The organism is Nonomuraea sp. NPDC050790 (assembly GCF_044456745.1).
In the GTDB taxonomy this organism is placed as follows: Bacteria; Actinomycetota; Actinomycetes; order Streptosporangiales; family Streptosporangiaceae; genus Nonomuraea.
Genome location: NZ_JBITGF010000001.1, coordinates 517,421 through 537,857, shown reverse-complemented (window position 1 = coordinate 537,857; position 20,437 = coordinate 517,421). Strand labels below are relative to the sequence as shown.

At 68.7% G+C, this 20,437-nt stretch carries 20 protein-coding genes and 2 pseudogenes; 9 read left to right on the top strand and 13 right to left on the bottom strand.

Annotated elements, in window-relative coordinates:
• Window positions 1-49: 49 nt before the first annotated feature.
• Window positions 50-250: a hypothetical protein gene (locus ACIBEJ_RS02580; protein WP_397180807.1), complete on the top strand. Its 201-nt coding sequence runs from the start codon at window positions 50-52 to the stop codon at window positions 248-250.
• A 44-nt stretch (window positions 251-294) separates the two neighbouring features.
• Here the strand turns inward: ACIBEJ_RS02580 and ACIBEJ_RS02575 are convergent, their stop codons facing one another.
• The 3 genes from ACIBEJ_RS02575 to ACIBEJ_RS02565 form a co-directional block, all read right to left on the bottom strand.
• Window positions 295-825, bottom strand: a complete 531-nt coding sequence (locus tag ACIBEJ_RS02575) for a DM13 domain-containing protein (RefSeq protein WP_397180806.1) — start codon at window positions 823-825, stop codon at window positions 295-297.
• A gap of 211 nt (window positions 826-1,036) precedes the next feature.
• Window positions 1,037-1,210, bottom strand: coding sequence for a hypothetical protein (locus tag ACIBEJ_RS02570; RefSeq protein ID WP_397180805.1), 174 nt, complete (start codon window positions 1,208-1,210; stop codon window positions 1,037-1,039).
• Window positions 1,211-1,234: 24 nt separating this feature from the next.
• Window positions 1,235-1,468 carry a hypothetical protein gene (locus ACIBEJ_RS02565; protein WP_397180804.1) on the bottom strand — a complete coding sequence of 78 codons (234 nt, stop codon included), beginning with the start codon at window positions 1,466-1,468 and terminating at the stop codon, window positions 1,235-1,237.
• 18 nt (window positions 1,469-1,486) lie between these two features.
• Here ACIBEJ_RS02565 and ACIBEJ_RS02560 point away from each other — a divergent pair, with 18 nt between their 5' ends.
• Window positions 1,487-2,206 (top strand): hypothetical protein, encoded by a 720-nt coding sequence (locus ACIBEJ_RS02560; RefSeq protein ID WP_397180803.1) that lies wholly within the window; start codon window positions 1,487-1,489, stop codon window positions 2,204-2,206.
• Here the strand turns inward: ACIBEJ_RS02560 and ACIBEJ_RS02555 are convergent.
• Window positions 2,199-2,400, bottom strand: a pseudogene (locus tag ACIBEJ_RS02555) (helix-turn-helix domain-containing protein). The gene ACIBEJ_RS02560 and the pseudogene ACIBEJ_RS02555 overlap by 8 nt on opposite strands.
• Window positions 2,401-2,913: 513 nt before the next feature.
• On the opposite strand from ACIBEJ_RS02555, the gene ACIBEJ_RS02550 reads away from it, so the two are divergent.
• Window positions 2,914-3,564: a hypothetical protein gene (locus ACIBEJ_RS02550; RefSeq protein WP_397180802.1), complete on the top strand. Its 651-nt coding sequence runs from the start codon at window positions 2,914-2,916 to the stop codon at window positions 3,562-3,564.
• 290 nt (window positions 3,565-3,854) lie between these two features.
• Here the strand turns inward: ACIBEJ_RS02550 and ACIBEJ_RS02545 are convergent.
• Window positions 3,855-3,947 (bottom strand): annotated as a pseudogene (locus tag ACIBEJ_RS02545) (acyl-CoA dehydrogenase family protein); the annotation flags it as partial.
• A 354-nt stretch (window positions 3,948-4,301) separates the two neighbouring features.
• Between ACIBEJ_RS02545 and ACIBEJ_RS02540 the strand changes: the two are divergent.
• Window positions 4,302-4,835 (top strand): hypothetical protein, encoded by a 534-nt coding sequence (locus ACIBEJ_RS02540; protein WP_397180801.1) that lies wholly within the window; start codon window positions 4,302-4,304, stop codon window positions 4,833-4,835.
• A 481-nt stretch (window positions 4,836-5,316) separates the two neighbouring features.
• Here the strand turns inward: ACIBEJ_RS02540 and ACIBEJ_RS02535 are convergent, their stop codons facing one another.
• Window positions 5,317-5,856 carry a GNAT family N-acetyltransferase gene (locus ACIBEJ_RS02535; RefSeq protein WP_397180800.1) on the bottom strand — a complete coding sequence of 180 codons (540 nt, stop codon included), beginning with the start codon at window positions 5,854-5,856 and terminating at the stop codon, window positions 5,317-5,319.
• Between the two features lie 14 nt (window positions 5,857-5,870).
• Here ACIBEJ_RS02535 and ACIBEJ_RS02530 point away from each other — a divergent pair, with 14 nt between their 5' ends.
• The gene (locus ACIBEJ_RS02530; RefSeq protein WP_397180799.1) at window positions 5,871-6,110 is read left to right on the top strand and encodes a hypothetical protein; all 240 of its coding nucleotides are present in this window, start codon (window positions 5,871-5,873) and stop codon (window positions 6,108-6,110) included.
• 568 nt (window positions 6,111-6,678) lie between these two features.
• Here ACIBEJ_RS02530 and ACIBEJ_RS02525 read toward each other — a convergent pair.
• Window positions 6,679-7,890 (bottom strand): acyl-CoA dehydrogenase family protein, encoded by a 1,212-nt coding sequence (locus ACIBEJ_RS02525; RefSeq protein ID WP_397180798.1) that lies wholly within the window; start codon window positions 7,888-7,890, stop codon window positions 6,679-6,681.
• Between the two features lie 135 nt (window positions 7,891-8,025).
• Here ACIBEJ_RS02525 and ACIBEJ_RS02520 point away from each other — a divergent pair, with 135 nt between their 5' ends.
• A complete protein-coding gene (locus ACIBEJ_RS02520) occupies window positions 8,026-9,156 on the top strand; it encodes an MCE family protein (protein ID WP_397180797.1) in 1,131 nt (376 codons plus the stop codon).
• 320 nt (window positions 9,157-9,476) lie between these two features.
• Here the strand turns inward: ACIBEJ_RS02520 and ACIBEJ_RS02515 are convergent, their stop codons facing one another.
• Both ACIBEJ_RS02515 and ACIBEJ_RS02510 read right to left on the bottom strand, forming a co-directional pair.
• Window positions 9,477-9,896, bottom strand: a complete 420-nt coding sequence (locus tag ACIBEJ_RS02515) for a DoxX family protein (protein WP_397180796.1) — start codon at window positions 9,894-9,896, stop codon at window positions 9,477-9,479.
• A gap of 82 nt (window positions 9,897-9,978) precedes the next feature.
• Complete coding sequence (locus tag ACIBEJ_RS02510) at window positions 9,979-11,169, bottom strand: MFS transporter (RefSeq protein WP_397180795.1); 1,191 nt, start codon at window positions 11,167-11,169, stop codon at window positions 9,979-9,981.
• Between the two features lie 69 nt (window positions 11,170-11,238).
• Between ACIBEJ_RS02510 and ACIBEJ_RS02505 the strand changes: the two genes are divergently transcribed.
• Window positions 11,239-11,823 carry a TetR/AcrR family transcriptional regulator gene (locus ACIBEJ_RS02505; protein WP_397180794.1) on the top strand — a complete coding sequence of 195 codons (585 nt, stop codon included), beginning with the start codon at window positions 11,239-11,241 and terminating at the stop codon, window positions 11,821-11,823.
• A 10-nt stretch (window positions 11,824-11,833) separates the two neighbouring features.
• On the opposite strand, the gene ACIBEJ_RS02500 is transcribed toward ACIBEJ_RS02505, so the two are convergent.
• On the bottom strand, window positions 11,834-12,019 hold the full coding sequence (locus tag ACIBEJ_RS02500) for a hypothetical protein (protein WP_397180793.1): 186 nt from the start codon (window positions 12,017-12,019) through the stop codon (window positions 11,834-11,836).
• 153 nt (window positions 12,020-12,172) lie between these two features.
• Here ACIBEJ_RS02500 and ACIBEJ_RS02495 point away from each other — a divergent pair, with 153 nt between their 5' ends.
• Window positions 12,173-13,057 carry a helix-turn-helix domain-containing protein gene (locus tag ACIBEJ_RS02495; protein WP_397180792.1) on the top strand — a complete coding sequence of 295 codons (885 nt, stop codon included), beginning with the start codon at window positions 12,173-12,175 and terminating at the stop codon, window positions 13,055-13,057.
• A 2-nt stretch (window positions 13,058-13,059) separates the two neighbouring features.
• Here the strand turns inward: ACIBEJ_RS02495 and ACIBEJ_RS02490 are convergent, their stop codons facing one another.
• Both ACIBEJ_RS02490 and ACIBEJ_RS02485 read right to left on the bottom strand, forming a co-directional pair.
• Window positions 13,060-13,995, bottom strand: a complete 936-nt coding sequence (locus ACIBEJ_RS02490) for a glucosyl-3-phosphoglycerate synthase (RefSeq protein WP_397180791.1) — start codon at window positions 13,993-13,995, stop codon at window positions 13,060-13,062.
• Between the two features lie 42 nt (window positions 13,996-14,037).
• Window positions 14,038-15,507 carry a helix-turn-helix domain-containing protein gene (locus ACIBEJ_RS02485; RefSeq protein WP_397180790.1) on the bottom strand — a complete coding sequence of 490 codons (1,470 nt, stop codon included), beginning with the start codon at window positions 15,505-15,507 and terminating at the stop codon, window positions 14,038-14,040.
• A 238-nt stretch (window positions 15,508-15,745) separates the two neighbouring features.
• On the opposite strand from ACIBEJ_RS02485, the gene aceA reads away from it, so the two are divergent.
• Window positions 15,746-17,032, top strand: coding sequence for an isocitrate lyase (aceA, locus tag ACIBEJ_RS02480; protein WP_397180789.1), 1,287 nt, complete (start codon window positions 15,746-15,748; stop codon window positions 17,030-17,032).
• 319 nt (window positions 17,033-17,351) lie between these two features.
• Here aceA and ACIBEJ_RS02475 read toward each other — a convergent pair whose 3' ends face one another.
• Entirely contained in the window at window positions 17,352-20,231 is a 2,880-nt protein-coding gene (locus ACIBEJ_RS02475; RefSeq protein WP_397180788.1) for an ATP-binding protein, read from the bottom strand.
• Window positions 20,232-20,437: the final 206 nt, after the last annotated feature.

Below are 20,437 nucleotides of genomic sequence, written 5' to 3'. Positions count from 1 at the left end.
CATCGGAGGTTTATCCGCAGTCTGGCGGGTTTCGAGTGGATCCTTGCCTTTGCGCCTCGTGTTCCTGATGGCCGTGGCGGTCATCGTCGAGACGCCGGCCATGGTGGCGTCGCTACGATGGGGCCTACCGCCGAGGCCGATTGCGACCGGCATCTCGCACCACTGGGCTTTGGGCACCGGTCACCGGCTGGCCGGCCTGCCGGCTATCGCCGACCTGCTCGGCGCGGAGGTGACCGACGTGCGTTCCTGACACATGGTCCAGGCGCGTCAGGTCAGCACCGTCCCCGACGGAGCTCACTTGAGTGCGGCGGCGCCGAAAGAGACGCTGAAGCGTTTGCACCAGATCGTGACGCTGGTGAACACGTCGAGGTCGGTACCGGCCGGGATGACGTAGTTGGCGTTGCCCTTGTTGCCCTTGAGGTCGCCGAGCTCCACGTTCCGTCCCCGGCCGACGCTGAACCAGTCGTCGGTCACCGGCCGGTCGGTGAGCCACACGCGCAGGTCGGGCCCGTCGGAGGTGTCGAGCTTCTCGATCCGCAGGACCCGGCTGCCGTCGGCCAGGCGCAGGACCTTCGCGGTGCCCCTGGTCTTGTGCTCGTGACTGCGGAACTCGCCGCGCGCCAGCACCTGGACCTCGGGAACGGCCACCCGTGTGGGCGCCGCCGCCTGGGTGGCGGCGGGCGTCGTGGCGACGACCGGCAGCGCCTCGTCGACCGTGACGGTCGTGAACAGCCGCCAGGGCTGGAAGAGATACAGGCCGACCGCCGCGACCACCAGGGCCACGCCGGCGACCAGCCAGGTCACGGGCCGCCTGAAGATGCTCATGCCCCCAGGTAACCCCATCAGCCCCCGCCCGGGTCTTACGACGCGATTACGCCCGCGTCATCACCACACGGGCAGGCCCGGTGACGGCTCGACCGATGATCAAACCCTGGATCTCCGACGTGCCCTCGAAGATCGTGTAGAGCTACGGCACTCAAACCCCCACCTGTAGCTGGTCCGCAAGAGCAGTCCTGACCTGGGCGAATTCTTGTCCTCACACGTCGCCGTGCGGCTTGCGCGCCTCCAGTGGGTCGAGGCCGGTCTCCGTGCAGAACCGGAACCACCGCCGGATGTTCCGCTCGTACGCCTCGCGCGTGTTCGGCGAGTCGTACGAGCGCAGCCACGTCCGGGTCAGGTTAAGGATGATCGGGTGGCGCGAGGTCGCCACGCGGTGCCTTGACCAGCTCGGTACTCACGTCCGCCCACCGGCCTGCGCGAGTTCGCCGAGCAGCACCCGGAGCGTCTGGTTGTCGGCGGCGAGCGCTTCCAACTCGGGCGTACAGCTCGGGGAGGAGTGGAGGGCGGCGGCGATGAACTCGCCGGTCGCGTCGGGCCGGCGGAGGCGGACGCGGGTGATCAGGTCGTCGAGCGGAGCGGCGGGGTGGAGCCGGTCGCTGCTGTGGTTGCTCCTGAGAGCACCTTTCACGAGGGAAGTGGATCACTCGTGGCATTAGCACACGGAGCGGAACTCAACTTGGACAATGTTCCGCTCGTACCGATCTTCAACAGTCACATGGCGATCTGCCCAAACGCCGATGGGTACGGCCCAACCCGCGATGCAATAGGCACCGTGAACACGAGAATTCGCGCCGCGCTAGCTTCCCTACTTGCTTGGACCTTGGCAGGCGTCCTTGTGGGCCTTCCCTTGGCCATCGGAGGGTTCTGGGCGCTCGTCGGTCTCATGCGGCTCATCGACAGGCATCCCTGGGTGTCATGGCCGGTCTTGGTCGCCTTCGCTGCCATAGCGATCATCTCTTGGGTGATGTCCATGAGAGATGCCTGGGAGCGCAGGACCTCAAGGCGCACCGAACGGCAGCGCGAGGTTGAGATCTTCCCCCTGGAAGTACGCAGCGATCCAGGTGAACGGCTCCGAACCCGAATCAAGGCGGTAAACGACGCGTTCACCGAAGCCGCCATCCTGATGGACGAACTGCGACGCGACCTCGAAGCCCAGCAAACCGTGCGCGAAGCACTGCTAGCGGAAGCCGATAGTCAGCAGAAACTACTCGAGATCGACAAGGAACAGGCCGAGAAGATCAGACAGATTCTCGTTGGCGAGACGAAGGCAACCGTCCGCGCCGAACGGCGTCATCAGTGGATGTTCTTCGTACTCGGAATCAGCATGTCCGTGCCTATCGGCGTTTTCGTCAACTGGATCAGCTGACCGCAATCCGGCGAGCCGGCCTCTGGCTGCCGCCCGGCGACCTCAGCGGGGCCCCGCCTCCTGCAGCAGCCGGTGAACGAACCCGTACGAACGGCCCGTCGAGATCGACAGCCCCGGATCGACTCCTCCGCGAGGTACCGGCGCTTCAACTCCTCGCGCTCCGCGCCCGTCACCCGCTGGTACTTCCTTGCCATCACGGCCACCCCTGGTTGCCTCGCTTCACACTGTCGACGCCAGCCGAGCCCGCAACGCATCCCGGCCCTCCGGTGACTCGGGCGCCTCGTCCCCACGCCGGATCCGCGAAGTCGTGGACAACCTCACGGCCCCACTTCCGGATCGTCACCGCCTCCCGGCCAGCCGAACAGCAGCCGACGTCACTGTCACGGGGACACAAACACCCCCGAACCATGATCGGTCCGGGGGGCACACGTCTCTCCGTCGCCCGGGAGTGTCAAACAGCCCACCACCCGGACGCAGACTGGCAACACCTCCTCCAACGCGGGGAGCTGAGCAGCCTGGCGTTCTCGCGTCGCGACGCCTGCGGGTAGCGGACCCTGCTGGTACCGACTCGACCTTCGATACCGGTCGGTACGAATAGGGGCAATAGCGCCACTACCTGCAGTTTTGGCCGGAGTTGGACACTGACGGCCCCTTGATTCGCCCTCGCCCGATGAGAAGGTGAAATTCCCCGATGAAGGAGGTCGACGATGTCGCACAGTCACGCCCAGGGCCCTGACTTGCGAACCCAGGCGATCGTGCGGGAACTGGCCGTGATCCACGAACTCGCCGCAAAAGACCATCAGGTAGGAGAACCCGGCCTCTACTCCCGCATCATGGTGATCGTCGACGGCAACATCCCCGCCGAGGGCGACAGCGACAACTGCTACTTGACCCCGGTCGCGGCGCCCAGGTCCGGCCAGGGCTACTACACCCTCACAGCGACAGAAGGCGCCGAACGTCCCAGAGAGATCAGTCTGGACGAGGCCAAGCTCTCGCAGCAGGACAGCGAGGTCACCACTCTGCTCGATGCCTACGAGTGGATTGCCGATCAAGGATTCAAGGTCGCCGCTCAATCGATCCAGGTCATCCTGATCAGCAACATCGGGCCATGCACAGGGTGCAAGGCCCGCCTCCAGATTTTCTACCGCGACCTCCTCGCTGCGGCCGGACACTCCGGAAGCCAGGTCCCCATCACTGTCGAGAGCATCTACAACACCCCCGAAGCCTCTCTGGACAGGACACGGGGCGTCAACAAGGTCCCCACGACATACGGCTACCCGGACGCGGTGAACGCATCGCACACCATCTCAGGCCAGCAGGTAGCGCTCTGGATCTACAGACTGCCTACGAGGTCCTGACAGAAAGATCAGCGGACGAGGCTGATGGCCGCGTCCGCAGCGGGCCATGACGGGTTTGACCAGAGGCATGACGTGATGTTTCGAGCCCGGCTTGGCACGGTCGGCCGGGCTCGGGCCGGTTTCGGGCCGCCCTTGTACGCCCGACGCGCGAGCTGTCGATCACCGTTGACGACCTGTCGAGTCGGCCGGCGGCGTGCAGCACGCGGCCGGCGTCTGGGACCGGCTGCACCCGCTGTTACCCGCCGAGTGTCACCGCTCCACCTTCGGCCCCCTTCTGACGTACGAGGTTCCTATCGCACGGGCAGGCCGGTGACGGCGCGGCCGATGATCAATCTCTGGATCTCCGACGTGCCCTCGAAGATGGTGTAGATCTTGACTGCGCGTGATCGCGACTTGGGCAGGCTGTCGAATCACGGCGCTGACAAGGGCTGACACCTCGGAACGTCTGCCGTCCTCTTACGGCGGTTTTCTGAGTCTGACGGAACAGAGACGGAGCAAGATCAGTCCTGTGATCCGCGAAAGGACTCGACCCAGCTTTTCGCCGGTTGGATAGGTTCACGCCAGTCCTGACGCGAGGTCGGCTGGTCAATCGAGCCCAGATCTGTTCAGGCCGGTTCACCTGGTGTGGCTCCCGGATTGGCTCCCCTTCCGCCGCTCAGCCAATCACGGTCTTGAGACAGGCCAAACCGTTAGGATTTCGAGAGATTTGTGGGTAGCGGCGTCTACGCTTCCTGTTCATGAACAACGATGAGACTCGCACTGTACGGCTGACCGTCGATGTCTCTGACTATGGCATCGCTGGCCTACAGGACAGGGAACTTGAAGGATATGCAGATACACCAGCCCAGTCTGTTGGGTTCATCGAGGTCGAGCAGGGCTGGGTCACTCTTCACATTACACATCAGTATGGGCCCGCCGACTTCACCGTGACTATGGCTGACCAGGACCCCGGGGCAGATCTTTCCACCTATGAGGACATCGTAGACATTGGCTATGTGTCCATATCAGGCGAAGTAGAGATGGGCGGATTCGCCCATGATAATGCAGTGATGCATCCGCTTCCTCCTCTTCCGGCCGGACCCGGGACTTACCGCATTCGGTACCACGTCAAGAACATGGATTGGGAAGGCTCGAGGGATGATGGCGTCGATAACCACTACATTCAGATCTGGCCCGCCCCCCTTCAGGAACCCGTCGTTGTTAAGGCCACAAGTGAAATGGCTGAGCACTTTCTAGATCGAGAGAAGTTCAAACGCGATCGTGGACAGTGAGCCTGCGCCAGGCACATCCATCCCCTGGCTTGCCCGTCTGCCGTCGTCCCTCCTGGCGAGGTAGCGGGCCAGCCGCGGGGCTGCCCTACCATACGCCCGGTGTCACGGCTGTCATGGAGCGAAGGCGGCCCCGCGGCTGGCCTGCTAGGGCTTGTCCTGGGACGGCGGCAGGCGGGCAGGCTTCCACCTAAGCCACTCCACCGCCGTACGTCGCGATCTTGGCCAGCCCGGAGCCGGAGCGCCCCCGCCGGAGGCATGCCGTGACCCCGGCCCTGTGACTGGCTCCGCTTGCGCTTAGCGAGATCAACGCCGTGAGCAGGGCACCGCGCCCCAAAGCGGCCCTGTCCTCGTTCGCGCCAGCCGACCGGCGTTCGTGCGGGCCGGTGCGGGAGCTCAAGCGGGAGCAGTCGGCCCGCGCCGCGTGGGCGGCGCGTGCGGCCCGTCAGGGCCACTTAAGCATGAGAAGAAAGTTCTTACAGGATTATCCAGACCACTCGTCATTCAGCACAGAGTAGAGAACGCTATCTCTCCATGCACCGTTCGTGAACACATGATCTCTGATCCGGCCTTCGGGGACAAAGCCAAGCTTGGTAACCAAGAGCATGGAAACTCTAATTGTAGGGCCGATGGCTGCGCTAACTCGATGCAGATCGAGGCTGCGGAAGGCGAACGTGGTTAGTGTCCTGGCTGCGTCGGTTGCGTATCCATGCCCCCATGCGTCAGCAGTAATGGCGAATCCGAGCTTAGCCGCTTGGACACCAGAGAGCCCGAGACGCACGAACCCGATCAAGCTATCTGATTCATGGGTGGTGATCGCTAGGTAGTACTCGGTACGTGGTTGGTCCTGGGCACGCGCGACGATACCGGCCACCATGTCGGTAGCCTGCTCATGGGAGCGGGCATCGAAGGACAGCCAGTCAGTTACGCGAGAGTCACCAACGACGTGGAACGCAGCCTCCGCGTCATCTTGACGAAACTCGCGTAGGACTACTTTCTTACTGGGCAGATACACCGGATACATGATCCGAAATCTACATGGGAAGTGCCTTCAACGGCGTACGTGCGAAGAAACTCGATGTGCTCTTGCACTTCCTGGGCCTCGCCACTGGTGAGCGCCTTGGCGAGGACCTGATGAACGTGCTCCACGAACTTGATGATGCCGTTGATGCGCCGGTAAGACGGGAGATCGAGGACTGGCACGAGAGCTTCAGCGGCTCCTTCGATCTCCCCTTGTTGGATTCGGAGGGCAGCCATGCAAGAGCATCAGCAGCGTAGTAGACCCGGCGGGGACGGCTGAAGGTTGCGATGCCTCCCAGTTCGCCCATGTCGTCTGGTTCGACGTGACTCCAAGCGTCCTCGGCATACTGGATAACCCCGCTGGCCGGTCATCGGAGAGCATGGCCATGCCCGCACCTACAGCGAACAGATCTGAAAGTCCGCTCTCGTCAAGGTCGGCATCATCCCCGCCCCCTCACGAAAGCTCAAACCTGAGCAACCCGGCCTCGACGGCAAACGACGTACCCGTCTCTGCTACGCCACCACCCGCCGCGAGGGAACACACCAACTCCATCACTCTCGCTGGCGGCGTCTCCATTAACGAACTCGCCGAGTACCTTGGTCACACAGACCCGGCCTTCACCCTCCGCCGCTACGCCCACATGCTTCCGAGCTCACATCAACGCGCCCGAGACGCGATCCATGACCATTTCACCCGTTCCGAGTCCTAACAAGATCACGGAACAGGTACGGAACAGAGCTTGATCACTAGTGCTAATAGTCTCGTCTGCTAAGAACGCGCCCTCTGCCATTAGAACAGCAGAGGGCGCGTTTGTGCTGTTCAGAGCTACCGCACGGGCAATCCGGTCACCGCTCGACCGATGATCAGGCGCTGGATCTCCGACGTGCCCTCGAAGATGGTGTAGATCTTGGCGTCGCGGTGGAAGCGCTCCACTGGGTGCTCGCGCGTGTATCCCGCGCCGCCCAGGATCTGGATGGCCTGCTCGGTCACCCACACCGCCGTCTCGCCCGCCACCAGCTTCGACATCGACCCCTCTGCCTGCTCGAACTGGCGGCCGTTGCGCGCCATCCAGGCCGCCCGCCAGGTGAGCAGGCGGGCCATGTCCACGCGGGTCGCCATGTCGGCCAGGAGGAAGGCGATGGCCTGGTTCTCGCCGATCTTGCGGCCGAACTGCTCGCGTTCGACGGCGTAGTCGCGGGCGTACTCGTAGCCCGCGCGGGCGATGCCCACGGCCATCGCGGCCACTGACGGGCGGGTGGTCTCGAAAGTGCGCATCGCGGCCTGCTCGCCGGAACGTTCGCCGTTGCGTACGCGGGCCAGGCGCGCGTCCAGCTTCTCCTGGCCGCCCAGGAGGCAGGCGGCGGGGACGCGTACCCGGTCGAGGACCACCTCGGCGGTGTGGGAGGCGCGGATGCCGTGCTTCCTGAACTTCTGGCCCATGGACAGGCCCGGTGTACCCGGCGGGATGACGAACGTGGCCTGGCCGCGGGTGCCGAGGGCCGGGTCGACGGAGGCGACGACGACGTGGACGTTGGCGATGCCGCCGTTGGTGGCCCAGGTCTTGACGCCGTTCAGGATCCAGTCGCCGGACGGGTCGCGTTCCGCGCGGGTGCGGATGGCGCCCACGTCGGAGCCGGCGTCGGGCTCCGAGGCGCAGAACGCGCCGACCTTGACGTCGTTCTCGGTGCCGAACATCTGGGGCAGCCACTCCCCCATCTGCTCGGGCGTGCCGCCGGCGGAGAGCGCGGCGGCGGCCAGGCCGGTTCCGACGATCGACAGGCCGATCCCGGCGTCACCCCAGAAGATCTCCTCGAACGCGACCGGCAGCGCCAGCCCGCTCTCCTCGAACCATTGGGTGGCGAAGAAGTCCAGCGAGTACAGCCCGATCTTGGCGGCCTCCTGGATGACGGGCCACGGGGTCTGCTCGCGTTCGTCCCATTCGGCGCCGGCGGGGCGGATGACGTCGCGGGCGAAGGTCCGCACCCAGTCACGCACTTCACGCACATCGTCACTGAGCTCTGGACAAAAGCCGGTCATCTCGCCGCTCCCTGAAGTTCCTGGGGTTACCGCCGGTAACACCCTACCGGTGAGTAGGCAGCGCCGAAAGCCCGCGAATGTCAGTCACCCTCGGTAGCCTTTCGCTCACCATCCCATCCCCGTCGGAAGACCCCCATGAACCGCTGGCTCGCCGCCCTGCTGGCCGCCCTTCTGGGCGCGGCCGGGTTCCTGCTGCTCCAGCCTGACTCCACCGTGCGCGTGAGCGTGCGCTTCGAGCGGGTGGTGGGCCTTTATCCCGGCTCCGACGTGCGGATCCTGGGCGTCAAGGTGGGCGAGGTGACGGCCGTGACGCCGATCGGCGACCAGGTCCGGGTGGATCTGGCCTACGACGCCGGGCTCAAAGTCCCCGCGCACGCGCAGGCCGTCATCGTGGCCAGGTCGGTGGTGGCCGATCGGTATGTGCAGCTCGCGCCGCCGTACACGGGGGGCGCGGTGCTGAGGGACGGCGGGACGCTCGCCGCCGGACAGACACCCGTCGAGATCGACGAGGCGCTGCGCAGCTTCAACACGCTGACCAGGGCGCTCGGCCCCGATGGCGCGAACGCGGACGGCTCGCTGTCGCGCCTGCTCAGGGTCTCCGCCGACACCTTCGGCGGCCAGGGCGCCACCGTCGGGGCGAGCGTGCGCGACCTGTCCGACGCCGCCGCCGCGCTGGCCGCCGACAAGGACGAGTTCTCCCAGACCATCCGCAACCTGGCCCTGATCACCGGCACGATGGCCGAGGACGACGCCCGGATCCGCGCGTTCATGCGCGACCTGGCCACGGCGTCGGGGCACCTCGCCGCCGAACGCGACGAGCTGCGCGCCGTCTTCAAGGGCCTGTCCGGCACGCTCACTCAGGTCGCCGACTTCGTCGACGACAACCGCACCGAGATCACCGCCAACACCCGCGACCTCGCCCACATCACCCGGCTTCTGGTACGGCAGCGCGCCTCGATCGAGACGTTCCTCCAGACCGCCCCGCTGGCCGTGAACAACGCGAGCAACGCCTACGACCCGCGCTCAGGGACGTTCCGCGCCCGCGTCGACCTCAACGGCCAGAGCGACGACCTGGCGATGTGGTTGTGTTCGCTGGCGTACTCGATGGGCACGCCCCCGTCCCAGTGCGAACCCCTGCTGGAGCCCCTGAACCCACTCGGCCGCGCCCTGAACCACGCCGGTCTGGACGCCTCCGCCCTCTTACCCGACGCCCACGTGGACCGCCCCGACGCGACCGTGGGCGGCCTACTCCCCCGCGGCCGCTGAGCCCGCGTGCTGACGTGGCCGCTGAGCCACGGGTTCTGATCGCGTGTTGTGGCCACGGGTTGTGATCGCCGGCCGTGGGCGCGGGCCGTGGGCGCGGGCCGTGGGCGCCGATGGTCGCGGGTTCCGGCTGCGGATGCTGGTCGCGGTTCCGGGTGCGGGGTTCCGGGTGCGGGTTCTGCGGGTGATGGTCGCGGATTCCGCAGGCGCGGGTTTCCACGGGCGCGGGTTTCCACGGGCGCGGGTTTCGGCCGCCGGGTTCCGCGGGTGCTGGGCGCGGGATTGAGGGCGCCTGGAGATCTGGGTAATCGCCAGGCGCTCGATCAGGCGGTCGTGGTGGTACGGCGGCGCTGCCACAGGCTGTCGAGAGCCAGCGCGCCACCACCGGTGAAGCCGACGGCGAGCGCGCCCGCCGCCAGGGCCAGGACGAACTCGAAGCCGCCCTTGTCGATGAAGAAACCATTGGCGAAGTGCACGAACACCGCCGCGCCGAGCATGTCCAGCGCGAGCAGCACGCTCACGATCGGCAGGCCGGCGCCGAGGATCAGCGCGGCGCCGCCGAGCGTCTCCACCACGGCGACCACGGGCGCGGCCAGCCCGGGCAGCGGAATGCCGATCTGCTCGAAGAAGGCCGTCGTCCCGCCTATGCCGCCGGTGAACTTGACCAACCCGTGGACGAGGAAGATCGCACCGATGGCTACGCGGGCGAGCAAGAGAACGATGGGACGGACCTGGTCGACCATGACTCCTCCTTCCCTCCTGTTTTGACAGTAGTAGTCCAGTCACAAGCGCACAATGTCGGGTCCCATCGAAGTTGACCTTTCCTCAACGCCTGCTGGAAGCCAGGACGGCCAGGGCGGCCAGGGTCATGGCGGCGGCCACGCCGTACAGGAGAGGAGGGAAGGCGGGGAAGGCGGCGGCCAGCGGGGGGCCGATGGCGCTGCCCACCGCCAGGGAGAAGGAGAACAGGGCCAGGGCGCCGCCGCGGGCGGGGCCCGCGGCGGCGGAGATCGACTCGTTCAGGCCGGGGAGGGCGCCGGCGACGGCGGCCACGTACAGAGCCAGGAGGACGGCCAGCCAGGTGGCGGACGGCGCGATGACGGCCACGGCGGTCACCGCCACCGCCGCCAGCGCCAGGAAGCCCGCGGCCCGGACGGGGGCGGACAGGCGGCTCAGCCAGGGCATGAGGAGCGGGATGGCGACGATCGCCGGCAGTCCGGCCGCGCGCAGGGCCAGGAGCTGGGAGGAGGTGGCGGTGACGCCGTGGAGCTGGAGGGCGGTGTAGACGGCCACGAAGCCGATCATGAGGATGAGCGTGGCCAGGTAGCGCGGCAGCAGGGTGCGGTGGAGCAGCAGGCCGGGCAGGGCGCGGTAGGCGCCGAGGAGTGAGGGCGTGGTGGCGCGCGGGGTGTCGGGGAGCATGATCACGCGGATGACCGGCATCGACAGGGCCAGCCCCGCGGCGGAGATGAGGAACGGGGCGCGCCAGCCGGTCAGGGGGACGAGGATCTGGGCGCCGACCTGCAGGAGTACGGCGGAGGCGAGGAAGGCGGCGGTCACCGCGGAGATAGCGACGGCCCGGCGCCTCGGGTCCACGCGTTCGGCCAGGTAGGCGAGGGCGGCCGGAGGGAAGGTGGCCACGGCCAGGCCCTGGACGAGGCGTAGTGCGACGGCGGCCTCGGGGGTCGGGCTCAGGGTGACGGCCGCGGTGGCCAGGGCGGCGAGCGGCAGGCCGTACAGGATAAGCCTGCGGCGGCCGAAACGGTCGGAGAGCGGGCCGGACAGCAGGAAGCCGACGCCGTAGCCGATGGCGAAGGCGGTGACCAGCCAGGCGAGGGACGCGGTGGTGGTCGTCCAGACGGCGGCCATGTCGTGGAGCAGGGGGATGACGATGTAGAGCTGGCCGCTGACCAGGATCGCGGCGAGGGTGAAGGCGGTCACGGTGGGGGTGAAGGAGGCGTACCGCTCGGCGGCCGGGCCGGGCGCCGCCTCTGGTGGGATGCCGACGAGAGTCATGAGGTCGGACCGTAGCCAACCAACTAGTTGGATGTCAACCAACTAGTTGGAAGCTGTAGGATGCGAGGCATGGCACCCAACGTCTCCACCGCCGCCACCCGGACCGCCCTGCTGGACGCGGCGCGGGAGGAGTTCGCCGCGCACGGCATCGCGGGGGCGCGCGTCGACCGCATCGCCGAGCGGGCCGGAGTCAACAAGGAGCGGATCTACGGACACTTCGGCAACAAGGAGAAGTTGTTCGACGCCGTCATCACCGAGGCGCTGGACGAGCTGACCGCCCAGATCGCCCTGCCCGGCGCGGACCCGGCCGCGTACGCGGACCGGCTGTCGGCCTACTACGCGAAACATCCGCAGCTCGTGCGGCTGCTGATGTGGGAGGCCCTCAACTACCGGGGGCAGGACCTGCTGCCCGGCCAGGAGGTCAGGGTCGAGCGGTGCGCCCGCAAGAACGCGTCCCTGGCCGAAGGGCTCGGCCAGGAGCCCTCGGCGAGCACGGCCAGGACGATGTTCCTGCTCACGGGGCTGGCGCTACTCCCGCACATGTTGCCGCAACTGGCCAGGATCATGCTGGGCGAGGACGCCGAGGCGCACGAGGACATGCGCGAGCACGTGACCGCCTTCGTCGCCGCCGCACTTCAGCGGCCGCCCGCCTGAACGGACCCGATCAGTCCCCGAGGATCCTCACCAGCAGCGTCAGCACGGCCACGCCGATCCCGACGGGCACCGCGAGCGCCGGATACAGCGCGACCACCACGCCGACCAGCACCGCGGTGAGGATGATGAGCAGCGCGCGCGAGCTCAATAAGGGGCGCTCAGCGGGTGGCTCCGCGCCCTTCTGTGGTGCGTCCATGATGAACCTCGCCCTTGTCGGTGGGAATCGCCATGCTCATCATGGCCGCGCGCAAATGCATATGCAAGTGCATCGCGATGCATATGCATTCTGGAAGATCGACCGGCTCAGCCCTTAGGATGCTGGTACACCGCGACGAGGACAGGAGCGTTCATGGGCGAATCGGCGGGCCGGGAGCCCGGCGTGACGCCGAACACGTACGTTCTCGGCAGCGGCTCCACGGTGCTGCGCATCCAGCTCGGTTCCCAGTTGCGCCGCCTGCGCCTGGACCGGGGCATCACCGCCGACGCGGCCGCGTACGCGATCAGGGGCAGCCAGTCGAAGATCAGCCGCATGGAGTCCGGGCGGATCGGGCTGAAGGAACGCGACGTCGCGGACCTGCTCACCCTGTACGCGGTGACCGATTCCGGCACACGCGAGACCCTGCTCGCGATGACCAGGCAGTCGAACGTCCCGAGCTGGTGGCACCGCTTCGCCGACGCCATCCCGCACTGGTTCCAGCCCTACCTCGGGCTCGAGGAGGCGGCCCACCTCATCCGCGGCTACGAACCCCTCGACATCCCGGATCTCCTGATGACCCGGGAGTACGCGGCGGGGCTCCTTCCTCCCGACCTCCCGGAGGAAGCCCGGCAGCGCCGGATCGACTACCACGTGCGGCGCCGGCAGCTCCTCGACGGGGCCGAGCCGCCGCGGCTCTGGTTCGTGATCGACGAAGCCGTCCTGCTGCGCCCGATCGGCGGCCCGGAGGTCATGCGCGCGCAGTTGCGGCACCTGCTTGAGGTGAGCAAAAGTCCGGAGGTCTGCGTCCAGATCCTCCCGTTCACGACTCCTCGCGACGTCAGCGAACCGTTCTCGATCCTCCGGTTCTCCGACGTGGAACTGCCCGACGCCGTGTTCGTCGAGCACCTGAACCAGGGCGCCTTCCTGGAAAGGAGGGTGGACCTGGACGCGTACACGAACGCCTTCGAGAGGCTCATCGCCACGGCCCACACCCCGGAGGACTCCAAGCGCGTCATCCTCGCCGCGATGCCGCGGTAATCCTAGGGGCGGTAGCCGTCCACGGTCAGGATGGGCGGGCGTTCGGCGATGGAGACGTCGCGGTCGGCGGTGTGGTGGCCGGCGAGGCCGCGGCGGAACTGGGTCAGGCGGGTCGACGGCTCGTGCGCCGCGTGGATCTTGTCCTGGCGTTCCAGGCGGGACCAGGCGGCGAGCATGATCTGCGCGGCCATCGCGCCGAGCGCCTCGGTCGACTGGTGGGAGTGCTCGCGGGCGCCGAGGTCCACCTGGGCGAGGCCGTCCAGACCGGCCAGGGAGAGCAGGTCGACGAGCAGGCCCAGCTCCACGCCGTACCCGGTGATGAACGGCACCCGCTCCAGCGCGCTCCTGCGCCCCGCGTACTCCCCCGCCAGCGGCTGCATGAACCCGGCCAGCTCGGGCCAGTGCAGGTTGATCAGCGGGCGGGCGACCAGCTCGGTGACGCGCCCGCCGCCGGTCGGCGCGCCGCGCAGGGGCCGGTCGTAGCAGCCCTTCACGTACGCGAGCCCGGGATCGTCGAGCAGCGGCCCGAGCAACCCCGTGACCAGCGACGACTGAAAGTTGCGGATGTCGGAGTCCACGAAGGCGACCAGCTCGCCCGAGGTCACCGCCAGCGACTTCCACAGCGCCTCGCCCTTGCCGTCGAGCGGCTTGAGCCCGGGAAGGATCTCGTCCTGCGCGTGTACGGCGGCGCCGGCCCGTCTGGCCACCGCGGCGGTGTCGTCGGTGGAGCGCGAGTCGATCACCACGACCTCGTCCACCAGGTCGGGCAGCTCGCGCAGCAGGACGCCGACGATCTCCCCGACGGTCTCCCGCTCGTCGCGCGCCGGAAGAACCACGCTGACCGACGTGCCGCCCTTGGCCTCGACCAGGCGCTCCAGGGGCCAGTCCACCGCGGAGAAGGTACGGCGACGCCACCAGGACTCCACCTCAGGCAGCACGCGACCCCTCCCCCGTCAACCAGACGCCTACCAGCTTAAGCTTTACGGCGCCGCGTGCCGTTCCAGGAAGGTGTAGACGTCGGCCTCGTCCACGCCGGGGAACGAGCCGGGCGGCAGCGCGGCCAGCACGTGCGAGTTTGCGCGCGCCGACGGCCAGGCGTAGCCCTCCCAGCGCTCGGCCAGCTCGGTCGGCGGCCGGCGGCAGCAGTCGCCGTTCGGGCAGTTGGACTTGGTGCGGTTGGTCGTCTCCCGGCCGCGGAACCACCGCGACTCCCGGTACGGCACGCCCAGCGTGATGGCGAAGTCCCGCTCCCGCGACGGGTCCACGTGCGCGACGCAGAAGTAGGTCCCGGTCGGCGAGTCCGAGTACTGGTAGAAGACCGAGAAGCGGTCGGGCGACAGGAACACCTGCCGGCCCGACCACCGCTGGCACATGCGCTGGCCCTCGATGGCGCCCTGCTCGTCGGCGGGGAAGACGATGCCGTCGTTCTCGTAGGCCTTGTAGATGATGCCGCCGGCGTCGTTGCGGACGAAGTGGCAGACCAGGTCGAGGTGGTGGGTGGCCAGGTTGGTGAAGCGGTGGGCGGCCATCTCGTAGGAGACGGCGAACACGTCGCGCAGGTCCTCCACCGACAGGGCCCGGTCCTGCTTGGCCTCGCGCAGGAACGGCGCCGCCGCCCGCTCGGGGACCAGGACGGCGGCGGCGAAGTAGTTGGCCTCGGTGCGCTGGCGCAGGAAGTCGGCGAAGTCGCGCGGCTTGTCGTGGCCCAGGGCGAGGTGGCCGATGGTCTGCAGCAGGATCGTGCGCGGGGTGTGCATGCCGAGCTGCTCGTGCTTGACGTAGATGCGGCGGTTGCGGAGGTCGGTGATGGAGCGTACCGATCGGGGCAGGTCCTGGGCGGTGTGGACCGTGTAGCCGAGATGAGCAACGAGGGCCTGGATGAGCGACTGCGACAGGGCGCCGGTGCGGTAGCCGACCGCCGACAGCGCCTCGGCCGCGGCCTTCTCGATCTCGGGGAAGTAGTTGCCCAGCTCCCGCTGCCTGCGCCGGAGCTCGGCGTTGGCGGCCCGGGCCTCCTCCGGGGTGGCCGTGCCCCTCGCCTGGCGGGCGCGCAGCTCGCCGTACAGGCCGAGAAGGTGTTCGAGCACGTCGTTGGGCACGCGCGCGGAGACCTTCAGCCGCGGCAGGCCCAGACCGGCGTAGATGGGGTCGCGCTGCGCCTCCTCCAACTGGATCTCCAGTTGGGCGCGGCGGTTGGGCGCCTGACGGCGCAGCAACTCCTCGACGGGGACGCCGAGCGCTCCGGCGAGGGACTTGAGCAGCGACAGCTTGGGCTCGCGCTTGCCGTTCTCCAGCAGGGAGAGCTGGCTGGGGGCGCGGCTGACCCGCTCCCCGAGGTCGGACAGGGTCAGGCCGCGCTGTTTGCGCAGGTGACGGAGCCGCTGCCCGAAAGCGATGAGATCGAGCTCCTGAGTCAAAGACAGCGGTTCTTCGCGCATCAGGGAGGCCATGAGCTGAGCTTAGACAGAAAAACGCCACTTCTTCTAGGGGTAGCCGCTGCCGATCCGGGCGCGCCGCGATTGGTCTAGGCCAACGGAAAACTTCGCGAACTTTTCTGCTTCGAATACGCTTCAGTATTTTCTCTAGCAGAAATCTGCGCGTTCTTCGCTCCGAAAAACCTCTAGGGAAGCGGTACGGCGGGGCACAGACTCAGCAGCAAGCACCCAGGGGACGACATAAGGAGCGAACATGAACGATCGCCTCAAGGGAGCGGCTGAGGAGCTGCGGCAGGACTGGGAGAGCAACCCCCGCTGGGCCGGCGTCGAGCGCACCTACAGCGCCGAGGACGTCATCCGGTTGCGCGGCTCGATCCAGGAGGAGCACACGCTGGCGCGGCTCGGCGCCGAACGGCTGTGGAACCTGCTGCACACCGAGGACTACGTCCACGCGCTCGGCGCGCTGACCGGCAACCAGGCCGTCCAGCAGGTGAAGGCCGGGCTGCAGGCGATCTACCTGTCCGGCTGGCAGGTCGCCGCCGACGCCAACCTGGGCGGGCAGACCTACCCCGACCAGTCGCTGTACCCGGCCAACTCCGTGCCTGCCGTCGTGCGCCGCATCAACAACGCGCTGCTGCGCGCCGACCAGATCACCTGGTCGGAGGGCATCGAGGCGCCCCACTGGCTGGCGCCGATCGTGGCCGACGCCGAGGCCGGCTTCGGCGGCGTGCTCAACGCCTTCGAGCTGATGAAGGGCATGATCGCCGCCGGCGCCGCGGGCGTGCACTGGGAGGACCAGCTCGCCTCCGAGAAGAAGTGCGGCCACCTGGGCGGCAAGGTCCTCATCCCGACCGGCCAGCACATCAAGACTCTCAACGCCGCGCGGCTGGCCGCCGACGTGGCCGGCGTCGCGTCCCTGATCATCGCGCGGACCGACGCCCAGGCCGCGACGCTCCTGACCAGTGACGTGGACCCGCGTGACCAGGCGTTCACCACCGGGGACCGTACCGCGGAGGGCTTCTACCGGGTCCGCAACGGCGTGCAGGCGTGCATCGCCCGCGGCCTGGCCTACGCGCCCCACTCCGACCTGCTCTGGATGGAGACCGGCACCCCCGACCTCGACGTCGCCCGCGAGTTCGCCGAGGCGATCAAGGCCGAGTACCCGGACCAGATGCTCGCCTACAACTGCTCGCCGTCGTTCAACTGGAAGAAGCACCTCGACGACTCCACGATCGCCAAGTTCCAGCGCGAGCTGGGGCACATGGGGTACAAGTTCCAGTTCATCACGCTGGCCGGCTTCCACTCGCTGAACTACTCCATGTTCGACCTGGCCCAGGGGTACGCGGCCGACGGCATGACGGCGTACGTGGAGTTGCAGGAGGCCGAGTTCGCCGCCGAGACCCGCGGCTACACCGCCACCCGCCACCAGCGCGAGGTCGGCACCGGCTACTTCGACCTGGTCAGCACCGCGATCGCCCCCGACTCCTCCACCACCGCCCTGAAGGGCTCCACCGAAGAGGAGCAGTTCGCCGCCCACTAGCGGCGCCCCCAGCCCCATCCGCCGTACGGGGCTGAGGACCTCCCAGGAACACGGTCGTCACCGTCGCGACGACCGCACAGCTCGCCGGACCCCGTGGTGACGGGCGTTCACCGGCGAACAAGGGCCGTGCCGGGCCGCCACCGGGCACGGCCCTTTCGCCATGCCCGGCCCGAGAGCCCTCAGGGGCTTCGTGTGGGGAACCGGCCCTTCGAAACCCAGCAGAAGCGCCGCGAGACCACGTTCGCGTCCGCCCTTTCCCGGCCCGACGATCAGCCGAGTGCGTGCGCGCCCGGACCAGGGTGCTCCCGTCAACGCCCTCTCAGAAGTGCACGTCCTTGCGGGAACCCACGTTGAGTTTGCGCAGGATCCTGGCGACGTGATCCTCGACGGTCCGGCGCGACAGGAACAGGGTGTGCGCGATCTCGCGGTTGGTCAGCCCGCCTGCCAGCAACTCGGCGACTTCACGTTCGCGGGGTGACAGTTCGTCGCCGTAGCCGCGGCGACCCCGGGCGGACGGGGTGGCGACGCCTGTACTGCGGACGAGGTGGCGGCAGCGGGCGGCGTCCAGGGGGGCGCCGAGCTTTTCGTAGGAACGCGCCAGTTCGGTGAGCACGCTGGTGTCGGGCGGGTGGATGCGAGCGGCCTCCTCGGAGAGCCGGGCCGTCTGGTAGGGCAGGCCGAGTTGCCGATGCCGATGGATCGCGATCTCGAACAGGCGGGCGGCCGCGGCCGGGCTTCCTGTGGCGAGGGTAAGCCGGGCGCGGCAGGCGACCAAGGTCGCACGGGCCAGCGGAGCGTAGCGGCCGGCGAGCCCGGCGCGCAGGTCCTCGATGAGTCTGCGCGCGTCGCCGGTACGGCCCGCCGCCAGATAGGCCTCAACGGCCTGCGGCGCCAGGTCGCCCGCCCACACCCACAGGCCCTTGCGGTGGAGCAGGGCGGTCCCGCGGTCGGCGTGGGCGCAGGCGGCGGAGACGTCACCGCGGCTCAGCAGCATGGTGATCATGCCGCCGGTCGCGGCGTTCGCGACGGGGATGATGGCGGAGTCGGGCTGGGACATACGGGTGGCCTGGTAGCAGGACTCGGCGCGACCCCAGTCGCCGCGTGTGGCGGCCAGCCAGCCGAGGACGAGGTGCAGTTCGCTGGTGACGGGCAACAGGTACGCGTAGGTCTGGGCCATGCGCTCGGCCCGCTCCCGCAGCCCTTCCCACGCGCCGGCCAGCCAGTCCAGCCGGATGCGGGTGGACTCGGCGGTGCCGATCACGTACGCGGCGCCCGACTGCGTGGCGAGGCTCAGCCCGGTGCGCAGGTGCTCTCGCGCCCCCGGGTAGTCGCCGATCCACGCGCATGCGTCGGCCAGGTTGCAGTGTCCTCGCGCCAGTTCCCGCGTCTGCTCCGTGCCGCCCGGATCCCGGGGTGGCCTCAGGAGCGCGATACGCTGCCGGGCCTCGGGGTCGCCGGACATGAGCCGGGCGCTCACGGTGTTGGCCAGCAGCGAGGTGGGCAGCGCGCCGGGCGGCAGCGCGCCGAGCGCGTCCTCGACCCGCTCCAGCCAGGCTCGGCTGCCGGTGATCGGCGTGGTGCCCAGATAGGGCAGGGCGAGGACGGCCATCCCGCGTAACCTTCGCTCGGGGCGTTCGCGCAGCGAGCCGATAGCCTGCTCGATGTAGGTGCGCCCCCGGTCCATCTCCCCGGTCTTGCGTACCAGGAGCAGGCCCAGCCAGAGCTGGACCTCGCCGCGGGCCGCGCCGGACAGCCGGGGGTCCGACAGCAGCCGCTCGATCTGGGCGATCACCTCGTCGTGGTGCAGGCCGGTGAGCGCGTACTGGCACAGCTTGGTCGCCAGCCTGTTCACGTCCGCCGTGGCGGCGGACGGGTCGGCGACGGTGGCGCAGAGCAGGTCGATCGCCGTGGGGGCGTCTCCCGCGTCCACTGCGGCGTCGGCGGCGAGTTCGCTGTAGCGCAGCCACTCGTCCGCCAGCCCGGCGTGCTTGGCGTGCGCGGCCAGCCGTACCAGCGGGGGCGGGTCGAGGACGGCCAGCGCCCGCACCGCGCGCAGATGCAACTCCTGCCGGTAGGGGCCGGGCAGCACGTCGTAGACGGCCCGCTGGGCCAGGGCGTGGCGGTAGCCGTACTCGTTCTCGGCGGTCTCGACCAGGACCGCGTCCTCCAGCAGCCGGGTGACCTGCTCGCCGCTCCCGCACGCGGCGACGGCGGCCAGCAGCTCCGCGGTCGTGGGCACGCCGAGGACGGCCGCCGCCTGCGCGAGGGCTCGCGCGGCACCGGGCAGCGCGCGCATGCGCTCGGCCATGGTCTCCCGCAGCAGTGTGGGCACCTCGACGTCGTCGAGCAGGCGCCGCGCCGCCGTACCGCCGAGCTGGAGGTCGCCGCCGCGGTCGCACAGCGCGTAGGTGGTCTCTTCGACGACGAAGGGGATGCCCGCGGTGCGTTGCCGCATGGTCTCGGCGAATCCCAGGGAGACGTTCCGCCCGCCGAGGATGGCCTGGACCAGCCCGCGGACGCCCTCGGTGTCGAGTGGGCCCAGGACGAGGTGCGCGGCTGTGGTGCCCGGCGGCGGGCGGAACGCGCGGCCCAGCGGCGCGTCGGCGGGCAGGTCCTCGCGGCGGAAGGTGACCACCAGCGACAGGGCGGGAGGCGGGTCCGTCATGACGAACCGCAGGAGCTGTCGGGTGCCGTCGTCGGCCCAGTGAACGTCCTCGATCACCAGCACCGCTCGTCCGAGCGCGTCCAGCAGCTCGCGGATCGCCCGGAACAGCCGGTGCCGCTCGGCGGCCGGGTCGTTCAGCGGGTCCGGTAGGGCGGGCAGCCGGTCGGCCAGCTCGGGCAGGTAGGGGCGCAGCACGCCGGTCACCGCGCTTGGCCGGCCAAGCCGGGGGCCGCAGGAGCGCAGACATTCGAAGATCACGCCATAGGGGAACGGCTCACGCAGCGGCTGGCAGTGCCCGGCGGCGACCCACGGCTCCGGTCCGGCCGTCAGCCCGGTCATCAGCTCGTTGACCAGCCGGGTCTTGCCGACGCCCGCTTCTCCCTCGACGAACACGATGGACGGGGACGCGGCGACGGCGGTGACGAGGGTGTCCAGCTCGGCCCCGCGCCCGATCAGCACGGGGGAACCGACGCGGATCGAGGCCGTGGACGGACTCGACCGGCCGTGCTCGATCAGGTGCCTGCCGTCGGTCATCGTTCGCTCCCGCCGGGGTGTCACGCCGCGGCCCGCGGGCGGCGCCGGTGCGGATCTCCCGAGCGTATTGCGCACCGTACGGTTGCGGAACCCGGGCAGTCGCGATCGGCAAATCCCGTACCCCTTACGGGTCGTTGCCACGGTTGTTCCCCGCTGCGTGGTGGCGGATGGTAACCGCCGAGCGGCCGACATTTCCTCCACCCCCC